26 protein-coding genes and 1 pseudogene are annotated in these 24,737 nt (G+C 32.3%); 26 read left to right on the forward strand and 1 reads right to left on the reverse strand.

The genetic code is table 11. The features are described 5' to 3' along the window. Positions 1-3 precede the first annotated feature (3 nt). From I4N53_RS08840 to safA, 5 genes are all read left to right on the forward strand, one after another. Positions 4-381: a GNAT family N-acetyltransferase gene (locus tag I4N53_RS08840; protein ID WP_214496056.1), complete on the forward strand. Its 378-nt coding sequence runs from the start codon at positions 4-6 to the stop codon at positions 379-381. A 45-nt stretch (positions 382-426) separates the two neighbouring features. Continuing rightward, positions 427-1,260: a polyamine aminopropyltransferase gene (gene speE, locus I4N53_RS08845; RefSeq protein WP_003867984.1), complete on the forward strand. Its 834-nt coding sequence runs from the start codon at positions 427-429 to the stop codon at positions 1,258-1,260. Position 1,261: 1 nt separating this feature from the next. Next, complete coding sequence (speB, locus tag I4N53_RS08850) at positions 1,262-2,128, forward strand: agmatinase (protein ID WP_214496057.1); 867 nt, start codon at positions 1,262-1,264, stop codon at positions 2,126-2,128. A 79-nt stretch (positions 2,129-2,207) separates the two neighbouring features. Next, positions 2,208-3,605: an oxaloacetate decarboxylase subunit alpha gene (locus tag I4N53_RS08855; protein WP_214496058.1), complete on the forward strand. Its 1,398-nt coding sequence runs from the start codon at positions 2,208-2,210 to the stop codon at positions 3,603-3,605. A gap of 107 nt (positions 3,606-3,712) precedes the next feature. Further along, entirely contained in the window at positions 3,713-4,141 is a 429-nt protein-coding gene (gene safA / locus I4N53_RS08860) for a SafA/ExsA family spore coat assembly protein (RefSeq protein ID WP_214496059.1), read from the forward strand. A gap of 18 nt (positions 4,142-4,159) precedes the next feature. Here the strand turns inward: safA and I4N53_RS08865 are convergent, their stop codons facing one another. After that, a complete protein-coding gene (locus tag I4N53_RS08865; RefSeq protein WP_214496088.1) occupies positions 4,160-4,738 on the reverse strand; it encodes a hypothetical protein in 579 nt (192 codons plus the stop codon). Between the two features lie 138 nt (positions 4,739-4,876). Between I4N53_RS08865 and surE the strand changes: the two genes are divergently transcribed. The 21 genes and pseudogenes from surE (at position 4,877) to miaA (ending at position 24,714) form a co-directional block, all read left to right on the forward strand. Beyond that, positions 4,877-5,635 carry a 5'/3'-nucleotidase SurE gene (gene surE, locus I4N53_RS08870; protein ID WP_003867979.1) on the forward strand — a complete coding sequence of 253 codons (759 nt, stop codon included), beginning with the start codon at positions 4,877-4,879 and terminating at the stop codon, positions 5,633-5,635. A 135-nt stretch (positions 5,636-5,770) separates the two neighbouring features. Beyond that, positions 5,771-5,968: an ATP-binding protein gene (locus I4N53_RS08875; RefSeq protein ID WP_009052361.1), complete on the forward strand. Its 198-nt coding sequence runs from the start codon at positions 5,771-5,773 to the stop codon at positions 5,966-5,968. Then, positions 5,965-7,103 (forward strand): annotated as a pseudogene (locus tag I4N53_RS12695) (2-oxoacid:acceptor oxidoreductase subunit alpha). Before I4N53_RS08875 ends, I4N53_RS12695 begins: the two are co-directional and overlap by 4 nt. Beyond that, positions 7,093-7,917 (forward strand): 2-oxoacid:ferredoxin oxidoreductase subunit beta, encoded by an 825-nt coding sequence (locus I4N53_RS08885; RefSeq protein ID WP_009052363.1) that lies wholly within the window; start codon positions 7,093-7,095, stop codon positions 7,915-7,917. Before I4N53_RS12695 ends, I4N53_RS08885 begins: the two are co-directional and overlap by 11 nt. Beyond that, positions 7,914-8,477: a 2-oxoacid:acceptor oxidoreductase family protein gene (locus I4N53_RS08890; RefSeq protein ID WP_003867974.1), complete on the forward strand. Its 564-nt coding sequence runs from the start codon at positions 7,914-7,916 to the stop codon at positions 8,475-8,477. Before I4N53_RS08885 ends, I4N53_RS08890 begins: the two co-directional genes overlap by 4 nt. After that, a complete protein-coding gene (locus tag I4N53_RS08895) occupies positions 8,456-9,319 on the forward strand; it encodes a MurR/RpiR family transcriptional regulator (RefSeq protein ID WP_009052364.1) in 864 nt (287 codons plus the stop codon). Before I4N53_RS08890 ends, I4N53_RS08895 begins: the two co-directional genes overlap by 22 nt. Positions 9,320-9,416: 97 nt before the next feature. Beyond that, positions 9,417-10,667 carry a Glu/Leu/Phe/Val dehydrogenase gene (locus tag I4N53_RS08900; RefSeq protein ID WP_003867972.1) on the forward strand — a complete coding sequence of 417 codons (1,251 nt, stop codon included), beginning with the start codon at positions 9,417-9,419 and terminating at the stop codon, positions 10,665-10,667. A 69-nt stretch (positions 10,668-10,736) separates the two neighbouring features. Then, the gene (locus tag I4N53_RS08905) at positions 10,737-11,444 is read left to right on the forward strand and encodes an arginase (protein ID WP_214496060.1); all 708 of its coding nucleotides are present in this window, start codon (positions 10,737-10,739) and stop codon (positions 11,442-11,444) included. An 18-nt stretch (positions 11,445-11,462) separates the two neighbouring features. After that, positions 11,463-12,092: a histidine phosphatase family protein gene (locus I4N53_RS08910; protein WP_214496061.1), complete on the forward strand. Its 630-nt coding sequence runs from the start codon at positions 11,463-11,465 to the stop codon at positions 12,090-12,092. Beyond that, positions 12,089-13,309, forward strand: coding sequence for an NAD(P)/FAD-dependent oxidoreductase (locus tag I4N53_RS08915; protein ID WP_013150307.1), 1,221 nt, complete (start codon positions 12,089-12,091; stop codon positions 13,307-13,309). Before I4N53_RS08910 ends, I4N53_RS08915 begins: the two co-directional genes overlap by 4 nt. 70 nt (positions 13,310-13,379) lie before the next feature. Continuing rightward, positions 13,380-13,841, forward strand: a complete 462-nt coding sequence (locus I4N53_RS08920) for a hypothetical protein (protein WP_012995203.1) — start codon at positions 13,380-13,382, stop codon at positions 13,839-13,841. Between the two features lie 71 nt (positions 13,842-13,912). Beyond that, on the forward strand, positions 13,913-14,260 hold the full coding sequence (gene aroH, locus I4N53_RS08925) for a chorismate mutase (protein ID WP_013150308.1): 348 nt from the start codon (positions 13,913-13,915) through the stop codon (positions 14,258-14,260). Between the two features lie 10 nt (positions 14,261-14,270). Continuing rightward, a complete protein-coding gene (gene cmk, locus I4N53_RS08930; protein ID WP_013150309.1) occupies positions 14,271-14,936 on the forward strand; it encodes a (d)CMP kinase in 666 nt (221 codons plus the stop codon). A 2-nt stretch (positions 14,937-14,938) separates the two neighbouring features. Continuing rightward, positions 14,939-15,517: a 1-acyl-sn-glycerol-3-phosphate acyltransferase gene (locus I4N53_RS08935; protein ID WP_013150310.1), complete on the forward strand. Its 579-nt coding sequence runs from the start codon at positions 14,939-14,941 to the stop codon at positions 15,515-15,517. Between the two features lie 10 nt (positions 15,518-15,527). Beyond that, positions 15,528-16,394, forward strand: a complete 867-nt coding sequence (locus tag I4N53_RS08940; protein WP_214496062.1) for a 4-hydroxy-3-methylbut-2-enyl diphosphate reductase — start codon at positions 15,528-15,530, stop codon at positions 16,392-16,394. A 185-nt stretch (positions 16,395-16,579) separates the two neighbouring features. Then, positions 16,580-16,954 carry an adenosylmethionine decarboxylase gene (speD, locus tag I4N53_RS08945; RefSeq protein ID WP_012995208.1) on the forward strand — a complete coding sequence of 125 codons (375 nt, stop codon included), beginning with the start codon at positions 16,580-16,582 and terminating at the stop codon, positions 16,952-16,954. Between the two features lie 76 nt (positions 16,955-17,030). Continuing rightward, entirely contained in the window at positions 17,031-17,810 is a 780-nt protein-coding gene (locus tag I4N53_RS08950) for a protein-glutamate O-methyltransferase CheR (protein WP_214496063.1), read from the forward strand. Positions 17,811-17,824: 14 nt separating this feature from the next. Continuing rightward, a complete protein-coding gene (gene miaB, locus I4N53_RS08955; protein ID WP_013150312.1) occupies positions 17,825-19,240 on the forward strand; it encodes a tRNA (N6-isopentenyl adenosine(37)-C2)-methylthiotransferase MiaB in 1,416 nt (471 codons plus the stop codon). A 63-nt stretch (positions 19,241-19,303) separates the two neighbouring features. Continuing rightward, on the forward strand, positions 19,304-21,904 hold the full coding sequence (mutS, locus tag I4N53_RS08960; RefSeq protein WP_214496064.1) for a DNA mismatch repair protein MutS: 2,601 nt from the start codon (positions 19,304-19,306) through the stop codon (positions 21,902-21,904). Beyond that, positions 21,904-23,751 carry a DNA mismatch repair endonuclease MutL gene (gene mutL, locus I4N53_RS08965; protein WP_214496065.1) on the forward strand — a complete coding sequence of 616 codons (1,848 nt, stop codon included), beginning with the start codon at positions 21,904-21,906 and terminating at the stop codon, positions 23,749-23,751. The genes mutS and mutL overlap by 1 nt, the downstream gene beginning before the upstream one ends. A 15-nt stretch (positions 23,752-23,766) precedes the next feature. Then, complete coding sequence (gene miaA, locus I4N53_RS08970) at positions 23,767-24,714, forward strand: tRNA (adenosine(37)-N6)-dimethylallyltransferase MiaA (RefSeq protein WP_013150314.1); 948 nt, start codon at positions 23,767-23,769, stop codon at positions 24,712-24,714. Positions 24,715-24,737: the final 23 nt, after the last annotated feature.

Genomic DNA, 24,737 nt, shown 5'->3' on the forward strand with positions numbered 1-24,737 from the left:
AGTATGTTTTCAATCAAGTTCGCCAAAGCAGAGGATTTCGAAATTATTAAAAAAATTGCTAATGAGTGTAATTTGAAGGGAACTTTAAATTTTTTAGAAGAGATTTTCATGATTGCAAGAGAAGACAAGCCTTTTGGCTTTATTTCTATGAAAGTAGATATTAATAATGCTATAATAACTAATTTGGCAATTTTGCCTTCCTACAGGGATAGGGGGGTTGAAAATTTAATGGTAAGAGTAGTACTTAATCATGCCCTAGATATGGGGTTAGAAAATGCTTGTGTCAATATACCTTTTTATAAAGATTTTTTTTGTAAATTAGGTTTTAAAGAAAAAGGCGATTTTCAGATAGTTAAATTAAGAGAGTTTTTTGGAGAGTGAGATATTTTTTTAAATATATTATTAAAAATCTTGGAGGTGTTTTCAATGGAATTATGGTTTACAGAAAATCAGGATGAAAATTTGAGATTTTCTTTGAAAGTTAAAGAAACATTGGTGGTAGAAAAAACTCCTTATCAACATTTAGCAATACTCGATACATATCAATTTGGAAGAGTATTAACTTTAGATGGTATACTTCAAACCACTGAAAAAGATGAATTTGTATATCATGAGATGATAGTACATGTACCCCTCTTTACTCATAAAAATCCAAAAAGCGTATTAATTGTTGGAGGCGGAGATGGAGGCTCAGTAAGAGAGGTCTTAAAGCACCCTTCTGTAGAAAGAGTAGTTTTGGCAGAAATTGACGAGGCAGTAGTGAGAAATTCTAAAAAATATCTTCCTACAATAAGCCAGGCATTAGATGACCCAAGAGTAGAAATAATGATTGGAGATGGAATTAAATATGTTAATGAACACAAAAATGAATTTGATGTGGTAATAGTGGATTCTACTGACCCAATTGGGCCAGCTGTAGGTCTTTTTACTTCTGATTTTTATAAAGCCGTATATGAATGCTTGAAAGAAGATGGTATTATTGTGGCTCAGACAGAATCACCTTTTATTTATGGAAAATTGATAAACAAACTCAGCAAAATGTTCAAAGAAATATATCCTATTACAAAAGCATATATAGCAACAATACCGACTTATCCAGGAAGTTTGTGGACTTTTACCATGGGTTCAAAAAAATATGACCCTGAAGAAGTGGACATAAATTCTATTCCAAGAATAGATACTAAATACTATACACCTGAAATTCACAAAGCGGCCTTTGTACTGCCTAAATTTGTGAAGGATATTTTTGATGAGGTGTAATATGATAGAAGGAAAATATTTTGTTGATCCGGGAAAGTTTTTAGGGGCTACTGAAGATTATGAAAAGGCAGAGGTAGTTATACTAGGTTTGCCTATGGATTACACAGTGAGTTTCAAAGCAGGAAGCCGCTTTGGACCTGCTGCCATAAGGCAAGCCTCTTATGGTTTAGAATATTATAGTGTGTATTTAGATAGGAGGTTGGAAGATAAGAAATTTTATGATTTAGGAGATTTAGTACTTCCTTATGGGAATGTGAAAAAGAGTCTAGATTTAATCTCAAAAGCTACAGAAGACATTTTGAAAATTGGAAAAAAAGGATTGTTCTTGGGTGGAGAACATTTAGTAACTTATGGAATTTTAAAAGAGTACTTAAAAAAATATGGGGATAACCTTGTAATCCTTCATTTTGATGCCCATACTGATTTAAGAGAAGAATTTTTCGGTGAAGCTTATTCTCACGCCACAGTAATGAAAAAAGTATGGGATATTGCTAAAGGTATTAAAATGTATAATTTTGGGATAAGGTCAGGTGAAAAAGAAGAATTTGAGTTTGCAGAAAAAAATACCCACATGTTTTTGTATGAAGTAGTTGAACCTTTGAAAGGTGTAATTGATGATATAAAAGATTATCCAATTTATATTAGCTGGGATATAGATGTTGTAGACCCTGCTTTTGCACCAGGCACTGGTACACCAGAACCAGGGGGAATAACCACAAAAGAGGCATTAGAGGCAATTCATATTTTAAAAGATTTAAATGTAGTTGGGATGGATTTGGTGGAAGTCTCGCCTTCTCACGATATAGCTGGTATAACCTCTATTTTAGCAGCTAAACTTATAAGGGAATCTATCCTTTCCTTCTTCTAAAAATTTTGAGCCTTTTGGCTCTTTTTTTATTTTGTTTCTTTTGAAAAAATAGTATAATATATTATGAGGAGGTATTAATATGAGTAATAAAATTAAAATTACAGAAACTGTATTAAGAGATGCCCATCAGTCACTCTTGGCTACTCGAATGTCGACGGAAGAAATGCTCCCAATTGCAGAAAAATTGGATGCAGTAGGATATTATTCTATTGAAGCGTGGGGAGGAGCTACCTTTGATGCTTGTATGAGATTTCTTGACGAAGACCCTTGGGAAAGATTGAGAAGATTAAAGAAGAGGATAAAAAATACGCCTCTTCAAATGCTTTTGAGAGGACAAAATCTATTAGGATATAGGCATTATCCTGATGATATAGTAGAAAAATTTGTTGAGAGGGCTGTTGCTAACGGAATAGATATAATAAGAATTTTTGATGCTTTAAATGATGTACGAAATCTTGAAGTTGCCGTTAAAGCTACTAAAAAAGCGGGAGCCCACGCTCAAGGTACCCTTGTTTATACTATAAGTCCTGTTCACAACATTGACCATTATATTAAAGTAGCAAAAGAGCTGACAGAATTAGGAGTGGATTCCATATGCATAAAGGATATGTCAGGAATATTAACTCCTTATGTTGCTTATGAGTTAGTAAAAAGCCTTAAAGATGCAGTAAATATTCCTATACAGTTGCACAGCCATTATACGAGTGGAATGGCGGCTATGACTTATCTTAAAGCAATAGAGGCTGGAGTAGATATAATAGACACTGCTATTTCACCTTTGGCATTAGGAACTTCTCAACCTGCTACAGAAACAATGGTGGCAGCTTTAAAAGGCACTCAATATGACACTGGTTTGGATATGGAGTTATTATCAGAGATTGCTTCATACTTTAAAGAAGTAAAACAAAATCACAATAAAGAAATAGATTTATCTATGGTTATGGGTGTAGATACAGATGTATTAATTTATCAAGTTCCAGGAGGAATGCTATCAAATTTAATTTCCCAATTAAAACAACAAAATGCTTTAGATAAGTACCCAGAGGTTTTAAAAGAAATTCCTAAAGTTAGAGAAGAATTAGGATACCCACCTCTTGTTACCCCTATGAGTCAGATGGTAGGGACTCAAGCTGTCTTGAATGTAATAACTGGAGAAAGGTATAAAATGGTACCAAAAGAAGTAAAAGATTATGTGAAAGGACTGTATGGTAGACCACCAGCGCCAATTTCAGAAGAAATAAAGAAAAAAATAATAGGAGATGAAGAGGTAATAGATATTAGACCAGCAGACCTTTTAAAACCGCAATTTGAAGCGATTAAAGAAGAAATTAAAGAGTATTATGAACAAGAAGAAGATGTTTTATCTTATGCTCTTTTCCCACAAGTAGCAAAGAAGTTTTTTGAATACAGAAGAGCAAAAAAATATCAAATAGATGCAACTCTTCTTAATATGGAATATATGACATATCCAGTTTAACAGGGAAAATTATTTCCCTGTTTTTTTGTGTATATTTAAATTCCTCCTGTAACATATATTTTTATCCTTCATAACATGTAGTAGAAAGTTTAAAGGAGGGAAATAGGATGACAATAGATGGATCTTATTATAATCCTAACTATCCTAAGTATCCTTACCATCATCCCTATTATCCACATCATCCTCATCCGGGACATTGTAAGACTTTTTATACAGTGCAGCCGGGAGATAGCATGTGGTCTATAGCGAATATGTTTGGAATAAGTCTTGACTGCTTAATAAGAGCTAATCCTCAGATATCGGATCCTAATTTGATATATCCAGGACAACAAATTTGCATACCTTTCTATTGTCCACCAGTATCTCCAGAAACCTGCAAAACAATATACACAGTAAAACCGGGAGATACCATGTGGTCTATAGCTAATATGTTTGGTGTAAGTCTTGATGCATTGATAAGAGCAAATCCACAAATACCAGATCCCAATTTGATATACCCAGGACAACAAATATGTATACCTTCTGCGAATTGTTAAGGCACCTTTTAAGGTGCCTTAACAATTAATGTGAAGATATATAGTATTAGGATAATTGCTTGTATATTTTATAACTTTTACAGTCCCTGGTTGAATATTTTTTCCACATTTTAAGCATAGGTAATTTTTGTTTTCTTGCAAATAAGTGTAGCTTATTTCTACCTCTAATTTTCCGTATTTTTTCCAGCTATTCCACCCAGTTTTGCACAATTTGGCTCTGTTTTCATAATCGGCATATACCCATCTCAGCAATCGATGAAAATGAAAAGGATATTTTGTGTATCTTAAAAACTTTTCTGGCAATCCTAAAGATAAAGCGTAATTTTCAAAAGAATTTTCTATTATATCCTGAAGAGGATTTAATATTTGTGTACTTTCCCAATTATACTCTTCTTGTTCTAACCATTTTCTAAAAGTGTCAAACATGTAACCTCTACAAACTTGTATTTTTTCAGTTTTACTTACTTTAAGTTTTTCTAAAAGTTTTTTCCCAATTTCACAGGCTTTTCTTAAATACAATTTATTTTTAAAGTTTTCTTCATTATAATATTCTATGGGAATTATATCATAGAAAAATTCTCCAGTTTCTACTCTCATAGCCCCAATACACGTTCCACCTACCAAACTTCCACTTCCCGCGTCGTCTATTTGTATTACTGTATCACTCCTTGCCTATATATAAATTTTGTAATAAAATCAAAGTAATTATACGTTATTAATTAGAGGAGGTAGAAAATGAAAATACTTCTTACTAATGACGATGGAGTACAAGGATTAGGGATGTTAAAATTAGCAGAATATCTTAAAGATAAGTATAAGGTAACGGTAGTAGCTCCTGAAAAAGAAAGAAGTGCTATAAGCCATGCTATAACTTTACATAAACCTTTAAGGCTTAAAAAAGTAAAGGAAGAGGATAGTTTGAAAATATATGCAATAAATGGTACACCGTCTGATTGTGTAAAATTAGGGATTGAAGTGGTGTTGAGAGAAAAACCTGATATTGTAATTTCTGGCATTAATGAAGGCTTAAATTTAGGGACAGATATACTTTATTCTGGTACTGTTTCTGCGGCTATAGAAGCCGCAATTTACGGCATTCCTGCTATTGCAGTTTCCCGTGCAGAAACTGCTGATATTGAAGATAGGCGTATATATAAATTTTTGGAGAATTTAATAGAAAAAGTTTTAGAAAAAGGATTACCTAAAAACACATTATTGAATGTAAATATACCCGATTTTAAGAAGGGAATAAAGGGAGTAAAAGCTACAATACTCGGCAAGAGTATCTATATTGAGACTTTTCAAAAAAATTATGACCCAAGAGGGAAAGAGTACTATTGGATGGCAGGGAAAATTTCGGAAATAGAAAAGGATGAAAGGACAGACATTGTTTCTGTAAAAGAAGGTTATATTTCTATTACTCCAATTCATTTTGATTTAACAGAGTACAATATGATAAACATCTTAAACTCCTGGGATATAAAAATAGAGTAAATATTTGTAACATTCTATATGATGCAAGAATTGTATCAAAAATATTCATGACATTTATTATTCATTTTATGGAGGATTTTTTATTTTTATATAGAATATTATATATTGCAAATAAAATTTAATGAGGGTGATAGATTGGTAAAAAATAAAGAGCTCGTAATAATAGAAAAATGGTGCAAAGGCTGCGGTATTTGTGTAGAATTTTGCCCTGTTAAAGTATTGGAACTAAAAAATGGTAAGGTTAGACTGATAGATGCGGATAAATGCACTAAATGTGGCCTTTGCGAGCTCAGGTGTCCTGATTTTGCCATATATTTAGAGGTGAAAGAATGATGCCTACGGTATTGATGCAAGGAAATGAAGCGGTAGTCGAAGGAGCTATAGCTGCTGGACTAAAATTTTATGCAGGATATCCAATAACTCCCTCTACTGAGATTGCTGAGTTTTGTGCCGAAAAGCTTCCTTTTGTAGGAGGGAAATTTATTCAAATGGAAGATGAAATCGCCAGCATGGCAGCAGTTATAGGAGCCTCCCTTACTGGATTAAAAGCAATGACTGCTACATCGGGTCCTGGGTTTTCTTTAAAGCAGGAAAACATAGGTTTTGCTGCTATGGTAGAAATTCCTTGCGTTATAGTGGATGTTCAGCGAATGGGTCCGAGCACAGGAATGCCTACTTCTCCTGCACAAGGGGATGTAATGCAATCCAGATGGGGAACTCATGGAGACCATCCTATAATTGTTTTATCACCTTCTTCTGTAAAAGAAGCCTATTATATTACTATTCAAGCTTTTAATCTTTCTGAAAAATACAGGACACCTGTAATTCTACTTATGGATGAAGTTATAGGTCATCTAAGAGAAGCAGTTAATTTAGATGAATATAAAGATATAGAAATTTTTGAACGACCTATGCCCCAAGATAAAGATAATTACTTACCTTATGAGGATATAGAAAATGGAGTTGTCCCTTTAGTACCCTTGGTAAAGGTTTTAGATTTCATGTAACAGGACTTGCTCACAACGAAAAAGGATTGCCTACAAATGACCCTAAAGTAACTGAAAAACTGATAAAAAGATTGATGGAGAAAATTGAAAACAATAAAAAAGACATACTGATGTTTGAAGAAAAAGATACTGAAGAAGGAGATGTACTTCTCATATCCTTTGGTTCTTCTGCCAGAGCTTGTGAAGTGGCAATGGAAGAACTTAAAAAAGAAGGGATAAAAATTGGACTTTTCAGACCTATAACCATATGGCCTTTCCCTGATGAAAAATTGAGGGAAATATATCCTAGATTTAAGAAAGTGTTTGTAGTTGAAATGAATACAGGGCAACTTTACTATGAAGTAGATAGAATAATCAAAGGTAATACCTATGTAGGGAAAATTAACAAATTTAATGGAGAGTTTTTCACTCCTTTTGAGATTGTAGAGAAAATAAAGGAGAGTTTTAAAAATGGCATCTGAATTAGTAGAAAAATACATTAGGAAGGAAACGTTACCAAATATTTGGTGTCCAGGTTGCAGCAATGGAATAGTAACGGCAGCTATTGTAAGAGCAATTGACAACTTAGGACTTGACCAAGACAAGGTATGTATTGTATCTGGAATTGGTTGTTCTTCAAGGGCATCAGGATACTTGGATTTTAATACTTTGCATACTACCCATGGAAGAGCTATTGCTTTTGCAACAGGTATTAAATTTGCTAATCCTGAGCTTACAGTAATAGTTATTACTGGAGATGGAGATAATGCGGCTATTGGAGGTAATCACTTTATTCATGCTTGCAGAAGAAATATAGACTTAACTGTAGTGATGTACAACAACCATATTTATGGAATGACAGGAGGACAATATTCTCCAACGACTCCACGGTTTGACAGAGCTACTACTGCACCTTACGGAAATATTGATAGGTATTTTGATATTTGCAAATTGGCCATTGGAGCAGGTGCGACTTATGTAGCTAGGGGTACTGCTTACCATGTTCAACAATTGACAAAACTAATTGAAAGAGGAATTTCTCATAAAGGTTTTTCCTTCATTGAAGCTTTGAGTATATGCCCTACTTACTATGGAAGAAAAAATAAAAAAGGAACACCTGCAGATATGCTAAAGTGGTTAAAAGACCATGCAGTAGACATAAAACAAGCTAGTAAAATGGACCCTGAAGAGCTTCATGACAAATTTATTATTGGAGAGCTTTTAAATATTGATGAGCCTGAATTTGTAGAAGAATATCAAAAAATGTTAAATAATTTGAAGGTGAATTACAAATGAGTTCAATAGAAATAAGATTAGGTGGTTCAGGAGGGCAAGGTTTAATCCTTGCAGGAATAATTTTGGCGGAAGCTGCAATATTGGATGGTAAAAATAGTGTTCAAAGTCAGTCCTATGGTCCTGAGGCAAGAGGAGGATCCAGCAAAGCAGAAGTAATAATAAGTAATGAATATATAACGTATCCTAAGGTATTAAAACCAGACATACTACTTACTCTTGCGTCTTCTGCCTATTTATGCTATAAAAATGACATGAAAGAAAATGGGATAATTATAATAGACGAATCAATAATTCCTAATGATGAAGATACCCAAAAAGTTGTCCGACTTCCCATAATAAAAACTGCGCAAGAGATAATTGGAAGAGCTTTTGTGGCGAATATAATATCTTTAGGTGTAATAGCAGAGTTAACTAATGTGGTAACAAAAGAATCTTTAGAAAGAGCTGTTTTAAATAGAGTACCTCCAGCCACAGAAGAGATTAACAAAAGAGCATTGAGAGAAGGCTATAATCTTGTAAAAATGAGGGGTAGTGAAATATGGCAAAAACAGATGATTTGATAAAAAGGATACAAGATAATTATACAAAATTAAGCAAAAGCCAAAAGATAATAGCAGAGTACATTATAAATCATTATGATAAGGCAGCTTTTATGACAGCTGCAAAATTGGGAGCCAGCATAAATATAAGTGAATCAACTGTTGTAAGATTTGCTAATACTTTAGGCTATAATGGATATCCAGAACTTCAAAATGCACTGCAAGAGCTTATAAAAAATAAACTTACAACAGTCCAAAGGTTAGAAATGACAGAAGAGACAGATGAAATTGCTATATTGAATAATGTACTAAAAGCCGACATAGAAAACATAAAAGAGACCATAAATGAAATAAATAAGGATGACTTTAGAAGAGTCGTTTCAGATATCATCAATGCTACAAAAATTTATATAATAGGTTCCAGAAGTTCTATTGTCATTGCAGAATATTTGGGATTTTATTTAAATTTAATACGGGAAAATGTGTCAGTCGTTAAAGCGGGCGTATCAGATGTTTTCGAGCAAATTCTCAGAGTTAGTGAAAATGATTTAGTGATAGGAATTGGTTTTCCGAGATACTCAAAAAGAACATTAGATGTGCTGAAATATGCAAAATCTCAGAATGCAAAAATCGTTACAATAACAGATAGCTTGATTTCTCCTCTTACCTCTGTTGCTGATGAGATATTAATTGCGAAAAGCAACATGGCTTCTTTTGTGGATTCATTAGTGGCACCTTTAAGTCTTGTCAATGCTCTTGTGGTAGCTGTGGGCCTTAGAGAAAAGGAAAAGATAGCCGATACTTTTGAAAAATTAGAGAGTATTTGGGATGAATATGGGGTATATTTCTCAAAACCAAATTAATTATAAAATTTTGAAGGGTTATTAAAAATTTTGTAGAATATATAACATAGAAATCGATTCATTTGCTTCAAAATTTTAAAATTAGGAGGATAATAAAATGTCAAAAGAGTCATTAAATCCTTTGATTATTGCGCAAAAGCAGATTAAAAATGCTTGTGATTTGCTGGGGGTAGAAGAATTTGTTTATGAACTTTTAAAGGAACCTATGCGAGTATTAGAAGTTTCTATTCCTGTACAGATGGATGATGGTACAGTAAAAGTCTTTAAAGGTTATAGGTCTCAACACAATGACGCATTAGGACCCACAAAAGGAGGAATAAGATTTCATCCTGACGTTACATTAGATGAGGTAAAAGCCTTATCCATGTGGATGACATTTAAATGTGGGGTTGTAGGACTTCCTTACGGAGGAGCAAAAGGTGGAGTAGTGGTAAATCCAAAAGAATTGTCTAACGATGAGTTACAGAGGTTGAGCAGGGGCTATATAAGAGCAATAACGAGCATAATAGGTCCTAATAAAGATATACCTGCACCAGATGTAAATACTAACATGCAAATTATGGCCTGGATGGTAGATGAATATAACAAAATTGTAGGTTACAACAGCCCGGCTGTTATTACAGGGAAACCTTTAATATACGGAGGTTCGAAAGGGAGAACTGCTGCAACAGGGTATGGAGTTGCGTTAATGGCTCGAGAAGCTATAAAACGTTTACAGATGGATTTTAAAAATTGCACAGTAACTGTACAAGGTTTTGGAAACGTAGGAAGTCACACTGCTTTAAACCTTCAAAGATTAGGCGCTAAAATTGTAGCAGTAAGTGATGTGTATGGAGGTATATACAATAAAGATGGAATTGATGTTGAAAAATTAGTAGAGCATGTAAATAAGACGGGAACAGTGTGCAATTTTGAGGGAACAACCAGTATAACAAATGAAGAGCTTTTAACAATGGAGGTAGACATTTTAGCTTTAGCAGCTTTAGAAAATCAGATAACTTCTGCAAATGCGCCAGATGTAAAGGCGAAAATAATTTGCGAAGGAGCAAATGGTCCTACAACTCCTGAAGCAGATAAGATTTTAGCAGAAAGAGGTGTGTTTGTAGTTCCGGATATTTTAGCTAATTCAGGAGGAGTAATAGTTTCATATTTTGAATGGGTACAAAATCTCATGAATTATTATTGGACAGAAAAAGAAGTAGAAGAAAGACAGGAGATTATGATGGTAAATGCTTTTAACGCTATATATGAATTAGCACAGCAGTACAAAGTTGATATGAGGACAGCAGCTTACATGATATCGATTAAACGGGTTTATGAAGCTATGAAAATTAGAGGTTGGCTATAAAGCCTTCGATTGAAGGTCTTTTTTTAATATGGTAAAATATTATAAAAAGTTGAAAGAGGAGGCTTCTTTATGGTAAGAAGTCTTCTAACTGTAGATTGGGATTATTTTGTACTTTCTAAAAATGACTGGTTTTTCTCTTCTATAGAAAATGATAAAAACTTAACTCAACTGTGGTATAAAAGATATATAAAAAGAAAATTAGAGGGAGAAGATTTAGAAAAGACTATAAAAGTAGGTAAAGTTATAAAAGGCTTCTGGGATAAAATAAAAACACAGCTTAAGTTTGATAAAAACATTAAAGTTTTTGTCTCCGAATCCCACAAATTTGCCTATTATTTAGCAAAAAATTTTGGATGTTCTGAAGTAGTTTCTTTTGATGCCCATTCTGATTTAGGATATGGGGGACTACCTCCACTGGATTTTGAATTAAATTGTGCTAATTGGCTAGGTAAGCTTTTAAAAGAAAATATAGTAAAAGGAGCTAAAATTGTATACAGTCCTTATTCCTTTGAAAAACCTTCAGATTTTGAGGAGTTTAACAATATTTACAACATAAAGTATTATAAATCAGTAGAAGAATTACCAAAAGAGAATTTGATTGGAGTTATTCACATTTGTAGGTCGGGTATTTGGGCGCCTCCTTGGCTAGATGAAAGATTTGAAAAGTTTATTATTGAATTGGGCTTGCCTTTTAAGAAAATTGCAATAAAACAGAGAAAGTGGGATATATCAAGACTTTCTTACGCAGATCAAATTTTTTACCTGAATTTTGCATAAAATTTAAGGAGGAATTGTATGACTACACGATTGTATATAGTACGCCATGGTCAATCAGAGTGGAATTTACACAATAAAATGCAAGGAATACAAGATATTGATTTGACTCCTACAGGTTTAAAACAGGCTAAACTACTGGCAAGTCGATTAAAAAATGAGAAAATAGATTGTATATATTCAAGTGATTTAAAAAGAGCTTATATAACTGCGCAAATAATTGCAAAAGAATTTGGATTAGAAGTTCATAAAGTTTCTGAGTTGAGAGAAATGTCTTTTGGTATATGGGAAGGACTTACAGCAGAAGAAATTAATGAATTGCATAAAGAAATTTATACATTATGGAAAACAAATCCTATTAAAGCTAATATAGAAAAAGGAGAAACTTTAGAAGAAGTTCAAAAGAGAATGTTAAAAAAGACATGGGAAATAGTTAAAGAAAATGATGGTAAAAATATATTGATTGTTTCTCATGGGACTTCTATAAAGGCTTTGATTTTAGGACTTTTAGGAATTGAGTTAAGTTTTTATCCCAAGTTTAGACTAGATAACGCTTCTCTTAATATAATAGACGTTAAGGAAGATGGGAAAACTGTTTTAGTACTATTTAACGATACTTGTCATTTGAGGAGAGATGAAAAAATAATATGAAAAAAGTATTTGTAGTAGGCGGCGGCCCAGCAGGAATGATGGCAGCCTTAGCAGCAGCTATGATGGGAAAAGAAGTAAGTATATTTGAGAGGAATAACATTTTAGGTAAAAAGTTGTTAGTTACAGGTAATGGAAGGTGTAATATTACCAATTTTGCTGACAAAGAAAAATTTTTTGAGAATATTCCAGGAAATAGTAAATTTTTATATAGCGCTTTTAGCAAGTTTTCAAATAAGGATTTAATAGAGTTTTTAAATAAAAATGGGCTTAAAACTAAAATAGAAAGAGGATTAAGAGTTTTTCCAGTTTCAGATAAATCGATAGAAGTGAGAGACTTTTTTGTAAATATGCTTAGAAAATATGGAGTAAAAGTAAATTATAATTGTAGAGTAAATGATATAATAGTGAAAAATAAGCAAGTAAAGGGCATAAGTGTTGGTGAAAGTGTTTTAAACTGCGATAGTGTAGTATTAGCAACAGGAGGAGTATCATATCCTACGACTGGTTCTACTGGTGATGGGTATAAAATAGCTAAGAAATTGGGACACACAATTGTAGAGCCTTTTCCTTCTCTTGTACCAATTGTTACATATGAAAATGTAAGAGAATTGATGGGGCTTACTCTTAAAAATGTCAAGGTTTCTGTTTTTTTTGGAAAGAAATTGATAAGAGAAGAGTTAGGGGAAATGCTTTTTACCCATTTTGGACTGTCAGGTCCTGTAATACTTACATTGAGTAGGTTTTTACATGACTACTTAGGTAAGGGAGAAGTGGTAATAAAAATTGACTTAAAGCCGGAACTTACTATTGAAAAGCTGGAGGAAAGAGTATTAAGAGATTTTAATAAGTACCAAAATAGAAATCTGAAAAATGCCTTGGAAGATTTATTGCCTCATTCATTAATCTTATATGTTATAAAAAGGGCTAATATACACCCTGATAAAAAAGTTAGAGAAATAACAAGGAGCGAAAGAAAAAGTTTGGTCACCAATTTAAAAAATCTTACTTTTAAAGTAAAAGATCTAAGACCTATAAGAGAAGCTATTGTTACAGGTGGTGGAGTAAGTATAAAAGAAATAAATCCCTCTACGATGGAGTCTAAAATAATAAAAGGTCTATTTTTTGCTGGTGAAATTATAGACGTAGACGGGCTTACTGGTGGCTTTAATTTGCAAATCGCTTTTTCTACGGGGTATGTAGCAGGAATCAATGCATGAATGTGAAATGCGGGAAACCGCATTTTTTTATTTATTTTGCATAAGATATAATAAGAAAAGGAGGATAAATATGGGAAAAAGAGTTAAAAGAAAAAAATACAGATATGTTGACAGTGAAAGTATTCTTTTAGTATTGATAATGGTAGGACTTTTAAGTATAGCTATAACTCAGCTTTTGATGACGAATGATGACATAAGAGTTTTTTTAAGTTCTACACAGAAGTTGGAGGGCATTAATTTAGACTCTAATCTTTCACAAGAAGGTAAAGTGACAATTGAAGTTGTAAACAAGGATAAAGCATTAAATTCCTTTGTATTGCTAGACGGAGAGCCAGTTGCAAATTTTTTTGCCAAGTCTATTACTATTTCAGTAAGGCCAAATCAAATTCTTGAAATAGATGGCACAAGAGAAAAGGAATCTCTTCATTTTAAGGTGGTAGCAGTTAGTGAAAATGTAATTGAGCCGCAAAATACCACTGTAGTTAAAGTAGATAAGAATATACAAAAAATATGTATGATTAGGCTTAAATAATTTATTTGTAAGGGGTAATTATGCTATAATATAAAAAAAAGACAAAAGATAATAGGAGAGGAGAATGCCCTATAAAAGTCATAAGAGGTGCTATAACTTCCCAAAATACAAAAGAAGATATTTTAAAGGATACTACTATTCTCATTGAAGAAATTATTAAAGCAAATGAATTAGAAGAGAAAAACATAATTTCTATTTTTTTTAGTGTAACTTGTGATTTAGATGCGGTTTACCCTGCCGAAGCAGTTAGGAATATGGGTATGACCTCAATACCTATGATGTGCTTACAAGAAATGGAGGTAAAAGGCAGTCTCAGTCATTGCATAAGAGTTGCGGTTTTTACAAATTTAAGTGATGATAAAGAGGTAAAACACATTTATTTGAAGGAAGCAAAAAAGCTTCGTCCAGATTTAGTTTGAGGTGATAGTATTGACTATAAAAATAGCGATAGATGGACCAGCAGGAGCTGGTAAGAGCACTGTTTCAAAAAAATTAGCTAAGCTTTTAAATTATACCTATATAGATACAGGTGCTATGTATAGAGCCATTACGTATAAGGCCCTACAAAAGGGAATAAAATTTATTGAAGAAGATAAAATATCTGATATTGCGCAAAGTACAGATATTACTTTAGAAGGAGAAAAAATTTTTTTAGATGGTAAAGACATTTCTGAAGAAATAAGAAAACCTGAGGTTTCTGAAAAAGTTTCTCTGGTGTCTAAAATACCTAAAGTTAGAGAGATTTTAGTACAAAAACAAAGAGAAATTGCCAAAGGCAAAAATGTAGTAATGGATGGAAGAGATATAGGTACAGTTGTGTTGCCTGATGCACAGTTCAAATTTTTTTTAACTGCTTCTTTAGAAGAAAGAGCAAAGAGGCGTTATAGAGAACTTAAAACTAAAAATGTAAATGTGAGTTATTATGAAGTGGTAAAAGAAATAGAAAACCGTGATACCATAGATTCCCAAAGAGAAACATCACCTCTAAAAATTGCTAAAGATTCTATTGTCATTGATACTACCTATCTTTCAGAAGAAGAAGTTGTAGAAAAACTGTACAATATCATAAAGGAAGGATTAAAAGGGGAAATTTAAGTATGTTTTATTATATTGCTAAAATTATTGTACGAGCAATTATAAAAGTGATATTTAAAATAGAAATAAAAGGACTTGAAAATATTCCTAAAAAAGGCCCGGTAATCATTTGTTCTAATCATATAAGTTTTTTAGATCCTCCTGTAATAGGTGCACTTTTAAATAGGCGAATATATTTTATGGCAAAAGAAGAGCTTTTTAAAAATCCCTTTTTAAGGCTTCTTTTAGGGACAGGCTTAGGAGCTTTTCCCGTTAAAAGAGGTACCGCTGATTTATCAGCTATTAAAACTGCTTTAACTTACTTAAAAAAAGGAAAAGCAATTGGAATTTTTCCGGAAGGTACAAGAAGTAAAACTGGTCAGCTTCAAAAGGCTGAACCAGGAGTTGCTATGTTAGCCATTAAGGGAAACGCTCCAGTAGTGCCTATAGCGATTAAAGGTAGATATGGTCTCTTTTCTAAAATTATTATAAATATCGGTAAACCAATGAATTTTGATAAATATGCTAATTCTAGACTTTCATCTCAGCAACTTTTTGTTATTGGAGAGGAAATAATGAAAGAAATTGCAAAATTGTTGTAGGAGGTCAAGAATGAAAATATTGATTGCTGAGTATGCAGGTTTTTGTTTTGGCGTAAAAAGAGCCATTGAAACTGCATATTATGAAATTGAAAAAAACTCAGGCCGGAAAATATACATGCTAGGTGAAATTATTCATAATCCAAAAGTTATATCGGACTTATCGAAAAAAGGGGTTAATGTTATTGAAGAAGAAGAGTTGGATAAATTGACTGAGGGTGATAAATTAATTATCCGAAGTCATGGGGTGTCTAAAAAATTATACGATTTTCTCGCTAAAAAAGGAATTGAAGTTATAGATGTTACCTGCCCATTTGTAAAAAAGGTACAAAATACAGTTTATGAGTACTACCACAAGGGCTACTCTATTATCATTGTAGGAGATAGAAATCATCCAGAAGTAATAGGAGTAAACGGATGGTGTGATGACACTGCTTATGTGGTAAATTCAATTGAAGAAGCTCATAAATTACCTAAATTGGAGAAGGCATGTGCAGTTGCGCAAACCACCCTCATTGGAAGGTATTGGGAAGATATTTTAGAAGTAATAAAGCTAAAAGTTAAAGACCTTGTTTTTTTTAATACTATATGCGATGCTACCCAAAAAAGACAAGGATCTGCAGAGCAGCTCTCAAAAAAAGTAGATGTGATGTTTGTGATTGGTGGAAAGCATAGTTCTAATACTCAAAAGTTAAAAAAGATATGTGAAAAAAATTGTAAAAATACCTTTCATATAGAAGATGCTAAAGAATTGACTCTTGAGATGGTAAAAGACCGAGAGATTATAGGGATAACAGCAGGAGCTTCAACTCCTGATTATGTAATAGAAGAGGTAATAAAGAAAATTAGATTTTTAAAAGGGGAAAAGGAAGAAGAGTGATTTTTTAAAGGTTATTGTGAAGATATTGTACAAATAAAGCATTAAAAGTTAGAATTAGTGTAGGAGGAATATTTAATAAAAATTTTTAAACTGTCATGTAAAAAACCTTGACAAAAGAAAAAAATCTGATAAAATTAAAATCATTGAATGTATACATTATTTTAGTAAAGGAGGCAGGATACAAAATGAATGCTTTGGGTCGCCACATTTTGGCAGAGATTTATGGGTGCGATAGCGACATTTTAGACAACTTGGAATTAATCGAAGACATAATGGTTCAGTCTGCAATAGTATCAGGCGCAGAGATACGGGAAGTAGCTTTCCATAAATTTAATCCCCAGGGCGTAAGCGGAGTAGTGGTCATATCAGAATCTCATATAACTATCCATACTTGGCCAGAATTGGGTTATGCCGCGGTTGACGTATTTACTTGTGGCGATGATGTCAATCCGTGGGATGCCTGTAACTATATAGCGAAAATGTTAAGAGCACAAAACATGACTGCAACAGAGGTAAAACGTGGAGTATTCGAAAAACCAGTGAAGGTGGTTAATTACTAATTTAATTTCATCCGAAAAGTTATTAAATTGTGGCTTTTAAAGCCACTTTTTTCTATAATTAGAGGTGAACATATTTATGGTAGGTTATGAGGACTTTGTAAAAAAAATACATAAATTAACTGGAATAGATTTGTCTTTATACAAGGAAAAGCAAATGAAGAGAAGATTAGAATCTTTGATTACTAGCCGCAAATTTAGTTCCTATGAGGAGTATTATAAGGAACTTACTATCAATAAAACATTATATGAGGAGTTTCTAAATTACATTACCATTAATGTAACTGAATTTTTTAGAAACCCTTCACAATGGGAAATCTTAGAGAAAGACCTTTTACCCCACATTATAAAAAAAGGTTTTAGAGTATGGAGTGCCGCTTGTTCTACTGGAGAAGAACCTTATTCTGTAGCTATGCTTTTGACAAAATTTATAGATCTAAAAGATGTGGCAATTATTGCTACTGATATAGATGTAAGCGTACTAGAAAAAGCTAAAAAAGGTATATATTCGGTTGAGACTGTTAAAAAAGTACCTCAAGAATATTTAGGAAAATTCTTTAGAAAAAATGATGACAAAAGTTATCAGATAACTGAGGATATTAGAAAAAGTGTGCAATTTGAAAGGCATGACTTATTGAATGACGAATATCCAAAAAATATAGATTTATTAATTTGTAGAAATGTGTTAATATATTTTAATGATGCAGCTAAAGATAAAATATATAAAAAATTTTATGAGTCTTTAAATGACGACGGAATATTCTTTGTGGGTAGTACAGAGCAAATAATATTGCCATATAGATACAATTTTGAACCAATTAAAACTTTTTTTTATAGAAAAATTACTCCCCAGAGATAAAAGAGGTGTTAATAATGTCTACTAACATTTATGTAACTAAGGAAGAATTAAAAAAACAAGAAGATATAATGAAAGAAATTGCAGAAAAAAATAAGGGCAAAGACCTTTATTATCATATTGAAACTTATGGATGCCAAATGAATGTCCATGATTCAGAAAAACTGGCAGGTATGCTAGAAAAAATGGGATATAAATATACTGAAAATCTGGAACAAGCTGATGTTTTACTTTTTAACACTTGTGCTGTAAGAGAACATGCTGAAATAAGAGTATTAGGAAGAGTCTCACAAATGAAAGAATTGAAGGCTAGAAATCCTAATTTAATTATTGGTGTATCTGGCTGTATGATGCAAGAAAAAAATGTAGTAGAAGCTATTAAAGAAAAATATTCCTATATAGACATTGTTTTTGGAACTCATAATATATATAAATTTCCACAGCTTTTATGGGAAGCTTTAAACTCTCAAGATATAGTGATAGATGTTATAGAAGATACAAAAAATGTAATTGAAGAGTTACCTGTCAAGAGGGACAGCAATTTAAAGGCATGGGTTAATATTATTTATGGTTGCAATAATTTTTGCACCTATTGCATAGTGCCATATACAAGAGGCAGAGAAAAGAGTAGAAAGCCAGAAGATATAGTAGCAGAAGTAAAAGAATTAGCTCAAAAAGGGTATAAGGAAATCACTTTATTAGGACAAAATGTAAATTCCTATGGGAAAGACCTTGATGAAAATATAACTTTTGCAAAACTACTCTACAAGCTAAATGAAATTGAGGGAATTGAAAGAATAAGGTTTATGACCTCTCATCCTAAGGACATTTCTGATGAATTAATATATGCTATGAGGGATTTAAATAAAGTTTGTGAACATTTGCATTTGCCTGTACAAGCTGGTAGCAATAAAATTTTAAAAAAGATGAATAGAAAATACACCAAAGAGCACTATTTAGAAATTATTGATAAAGTAAGAAGTAACATTCCAGATATTGCAATAACAACAGATATAATTGTAGGTTTCCCAGGTGAAACAGAAGAAGATTTTTTGGAGACGTTGGATTTAGTACAAAGAGTACGATTTGATGCCGCTTATACTTTTATATACTCTAAAAGAGCAGGTACTGTTGCGGCAAATATGCCAGACCAAGTAGATGATGCTGTAAAACATGAGCGTTTAGAAAGACTTATAGAGTTACAAAACAAAATCAGCTTAGAAAAAAGTGCAGAATTGAGAGGAAAAATTGTGGAAGTATTGATAGAAGGGATTAGTAAAAGAGACAGCAATAAATTGACATCTCGAACTCGAACCAACAAAGTAGTTCACTTTGTAGGAGATGAAAGCCTTATTGGTAAACTTGCCAATATTAAAATAACCGAAACCAAAGCTTGGACAATGCAGGGAGAATTGGTAGAAGTTATAAGATAAAAGTGCGCCTATATGGGCGCTTATTTTTATGATATAATAAAAAGGAGTCGGAGGTGCAAAAAAATGGCCGTCACTCCAATGATGGAACAATACCTTAAAATAAAAGAAAAATATAAAGATGCAATACTATTTTTCCGCTTAGGGGACTTTTATGAAATGTTTTATGAAGATGCAGAAATTGCTGCTAAAGAGCTTGAAATAGCTTTGACAGGAAGAGACGCAGGAACGGAAGAAAGAGCCCCAATGGCTGGTGTTCCTTATCATGCAGCAGACTTTTATATAGACAAGTTGATAAAAAAAGGATATAAAGTTGCTATTTGTGAGCAATTGGAAGATCCTGCAAAAGCAAAAGGATTGGTAAAGAGAGATGTAGTAAGAATATATACTCCGGGGACAATAATAAATCCTGAATCAATGGATGAAAAAACAAATAACTATCTTGTGTCTGTCTTTAAAGAAAGGGACAATTATGGAATTTGTGCTGTTGATGTAACAACTGGAGATTTATACGCCACAGAAATTAAAAATTGTAAAGACAACAAAAAAGTTTACGATGAAATAATAAAGTACGCTCCTTCAGAAATAATCGCCAACGAAGATTTTTTAAAAAACAATAAGTATATAAAAATCTTTAAAAGTAACAATTGTGCTGTAAACACTTATGAAAAAAAACTTTACTATGAAGAAAAGAGTAAAATAATAGAAAATCAGTTTAATAAAAAACTTGAAGAATTAGGAATAAAAGATAAGCCCTATGTAGTAAATTCACTATCTACTCTTTTCTGCTATTTAAACGAATTGCAAAAAACTGCTTTAAAGCATATAAACAAACTGCTTATATATGAGGATAACTCCTATATGGGATTAGACAGCAATGCAATAAAAAATTTAGAAATATTAGAATCCAATAAAAACAAGTCAAAAAAAGGTTCTTTATTAGGAGTTTTAGATAAAACTGTGACTCCGATGGGGGGAAGGCTTTTAAAAAAATGGCTAGAAGAACCTTTGCTTAACAAAGAGCATATTGATGCTCGGCTGCAAGCAGTAGAAGAGCTTTTTAATGATTATAAAAATCGTCAGGATTTAAAACAACTTTTAAATAAAATCTATGATTTAGAAAGATTGAGCAGCAAAATTGTTTATCAGAGTATTAATCCAAAAGATTTTATTTCTATAAAATTATCTCTTCAAAATTTGCCCTATATTAAGGAAATATTGCAAAGATTTAGTTCGCGGCTTTTGAAAGATATATACGAAAAGTTTGATACCTTACAAGATATATACGAATTAATAGATAAGTCGATAAAAGATGATCCCTCAACTCAATTAAAAGAAGGAAACATCATAAAAGATGGATACAATGAAACAGAAGATAAGCTGAGAAAGGCTTCGGTAGAAGGCAAAAATTGGATTGCAAACCTTGAGGCTGAGGAGAGAGAAAAAACCGGCATAAAAAATCTGAGGATAGGTTACAACAAAGTTTTTGGTTACTATATCGAAGTTACAAAATCTAATATACCACAGGTTCCTGAAAGATACATACGAAAACAAACGTTGGCTAATGCAGAAAGGTACGTAACGCCTGAGCTTAAAGAAATAGAAGAGGCTATATTGGGAGCAGAAGAAAAATTAATAGAGCTTGAATATCAGCTTTTTAACGAAATAAGAGAAAAAATAGAACTCCAAATTGTAAGGATACAAGACACAGCCAAGTATATAGCTACAATTGATGTACTTATTTCCTTTGCAGAAGTTGCAGAAACCAATCGATATACAAAGCCCATAGTAGATTATAGTGACAGAATAGTTATAAAAGAAGGCAGGCATCCAGTAATAGAGACTATTTCTGATGAATCATTTGTAGCAAATGACATAGAGATTGGTCCTGAAAATCCTATCATGATAATAACGGGCCCTAATATGGCTGGTAAATCTACGTATATGAGACAGGTTGCTTTAATTGTATTGATGGCACAGATAGGTTCTTTTGTCCCCGCTTCTTACGCTAAAATTGGGATTGTGGATAAAATTTTTACAAGAGTAGGAGCATCCGACGACATTTTTGCAGGGCAGAGTACCTTTATGGTGGAAATGTCTGAAGTGGCAAATATATTAAAATCTGCTACTAGTAAAAGTTTAATAATACTAGATGAGGTAGGAAGAGGTACAAGCACTTATGATGGTATGAGTATAGCTCATGCAGTTATTGAATATATTCATGAAAAGATAAAGGCTAAAACTTTGTTCGCTACTCACTATCATGAATTAACAAAACTTGAAGGCAAGATGAAGGGAGTAAGGAATTATAATGTCTCAGTAGAGGAAAGAGAAGATGACATAATATTTTTACGGAAAATAGTACCTGGTGGTGCGGACAAAAGTTATGGAATTCAAGTTTCAAAATTAGCAGGGTTGCCCTATAGCATTGTTGAAAGAGCAAAAGAAATATTAAAAAGTTTGGAAAATGATACTGTGATAAAGTTCGAGTTAGAAAACGCAACACAGCAGCTAGCGTTTACTCAAATAGACATTTTTTCTACAGCTAAGGATTCGTTAATTGAGGAAATAGCCAATTGTGATTTAGATAACATGACTCCAATTCAAGCTTTAAATTACTTATATAAATTAAAGGAGAAGGCAATTTCTCTAAGGAGCGGAGTATGATGAATAAAATTCGCCTTTTGGATGAAAAGACAATAAATAAAATTTCTGCAGGAGAAGTTGTTGAAAGGCCGGCTTCTATAGTAAAAGAATTAATTGAAAATTCTATTGATGCAGGTAGTAAAAATATTACTGTAGAAATTTTGGAAGGTGGTATTCCTTATATAAAGGTATCTGACGACGGCTGTGGAATGAATGAAATAGACGCTATTCTAGCTTTTGAAAGACATGCCACCAGCAAAATTAAATCTGATAATGACCTTTATAATATAGGGACATTAGGGTTTAGAGGAGAGGCCTTAGCCAGCATTGCCGCAATTTCTCATGTAACTTTACAGACTAAAGAAGAAGGTGCTTTATTTGGCACTAAAGTTGTTGTGGAAGGCGGGAAAGTAATAGAGAAAACTAATTGCGGTTGTGCAAAAGGATGTAGCGTTGAAGTACGAGATGTGTTTTTTAATACACCTGCACGAAGAAAGTTTTTAAAAAAACCTTCAACAGAGGCCATGTATATAACTGATACCGTAACTAAATTGTGCCTTTCCCATCCTGAAGTTTCTTTTAAATACGTAAAGGACAAAAAATTACAATTTATAACATCAGGAAAAGGAGATGTAGAAGATGTAATTTTAAGACTTTTTGGAAATGAAGTTTATTCTTCTCTCATGTCAGTTTCTTTTCAAACAGAAGATTTAAAACTGAAGATTTTAGCAGGTAAAAATTCTTTAAATTATTCTAATAGGAATATGCAGTTTTTTTATGTAAATGGAAGATACGTAAAAAATAGGACCCTCTCAGCCGCTATCGATGAAGCTTTTAAGACTTATATACCTGTAAATCGATATCCTGCTGTTTTTTTGTACATGGAAATAGACCCAAGGCAAATTGATGTGAATATACATCCTTCAAAATTAGAGATAAAATTTTCAGATGAAAGAAGGGTTTTTGAAACTGTTTACAAAACTATAAAGGATAGCCTTCATAAATATAACTTGATACCAGAAGTAAAAATTGAAGAAAAGAAAAATATCTTTAAAATTGAGACTCCAACTATTTCAGCTGAGCAGACGAAATTATACTTGACTTCTTCTGATAAAGAATTAGAAGAGGAAAAAAAGAAACTTGACAATGAATTTAGATGTAAGAATGTTTTTTTAAAAGATAATGTATTAAAAGAAAATAGTAAAAATAGTAGTTTAGACAACCATTTGGCAGTTTATGAGGAATATGAAGATGAAAAAGAAGAAGTAAATAAAAAAAATGACATTACTAAAAAAATAAGTGATATAAGAATAGTAGGTACATTGTTTTCTACTTATATAATTGTAGAAAAAGAAGATGTGTTTTATATAATTGACCAACATGCTGCCCACGAAAGGATTTTATACGAAAAGTTTACTTCCCAATATGAAAAAATTCAAACAAGGCAGGTAACATTTCCTATTGTAGTAGAATTGCAACCAGGAGATTTAGAACTTGTTCAACAAGAGAAAAAACTCTTAAATAAGTTAGGTTATACATTTGAGGAATTTGGGAATAATTCTATTATATTAAGGGAAGTACCTGTAATTTTAGGACAACCAGAAGCAAGGCAGTTATTTATAGAGATAGTAGAAAAACTTAGAGATAAGGAACTTATCAATAAAATATCTTTAAAAGAAGAAAGCATTATAATGATGGCTTGTAAAGCTGCAGTAAAAGCCATGGATAATTTATCTGAAAGAGAGATTTATAAACTCTTTGAAGATTTGAAGATTACAGAAAATCCTTACACCTGTCCTCACGGAAGACCTGTTATAATCGCTATAACAAAGACTCAATTAGAAAAAATGTTTAAAAGAATTATGTAATATAAGGGTGATGGGATGGCTATACAAATTGTGCTTATTGTTGGACCTACCGCCTCTGGCAAGTCTAAATTAAGTGTAGACCTGGCAAAAGAATTTAATGGAGAAATCATTTCTGCTGATTCTATGCAAATTTATAAGTACATGAATGTTGGTACAGCAAAGATCACAAAGGAAGAAATGCAAGGTATCCCTCATTATTTGATAGATATTGTAGATCCGAATAAAGAGTTTAGTGTTGCAGAATATGAAAAAAGAGCAAAAGAGATTATAAAGGATATTCACAAAAGAGGGAAACTTCCTATAATTGTAGGTGGAACTGGTTTATATATCAATTCAATAATTTATATCATGCACTTTTCTGATTTTAAAGGAAGCAAAGAATTTAGAGAAAAAATGAAAGAATTAGCAAACAACTATGGTAATCAATATCTTTATGAAAGATTAAAAAGTGTGGACCCAGAGGCAGCAAAAAAAATCCATCCAAATGATATTAGAAGAATCATCAGGGCTTTGGAAGTTTATGAATTTACAGGCAAACCTATTTCTTACTATCAAAAAATGAGTGGTATGCGTTTAAATCCAGAGTATCAGCCAATAATGATAGGGCTTAATTTCAGAAACAGACAAATTTTATACGATAGAATTAATCAAAGAGTAGATGAAATGATAAAAAATAATTTGGTTGAAGAAGTGGTAAACTTGCTAAAAATCGGGTATAATAAAGACAGTACCGCTTTGCAGGCTTTAGGATATAAAGAAATTGTCGAATATTTAAAAGGAGAGATTTCTTTAGAAGAGGCTGTTGAAAAAATTAAAAAAGGGACAAGGAGGTATGCAAAAAGACAGATCACTTGGTTTAAGGGTTATGAATTTATCAAATGGTTTTTTGTAGATGACTATAAAAATTATGAAGAACTCAAAAAAAATATTATTAAATATTTAGCAGGAAAATTAAATTTTTGATAGAATATAACTAATGATACATA

Origin of the sequence: Thermoanaerobacter sp. CM-CNRG TB177, from assembly GCF_018588165.1 — a bacterium.
In the GTDB taxonomy this organism is placed as follows: domain Bacteria; phylum Bacillota; class Thermoanaerobacteria; order Thermoanaerobacterales; family Thermoanaerobacteraceae; genus Thermoanaerobacter; species Thermoanaerobacter thermocopriae.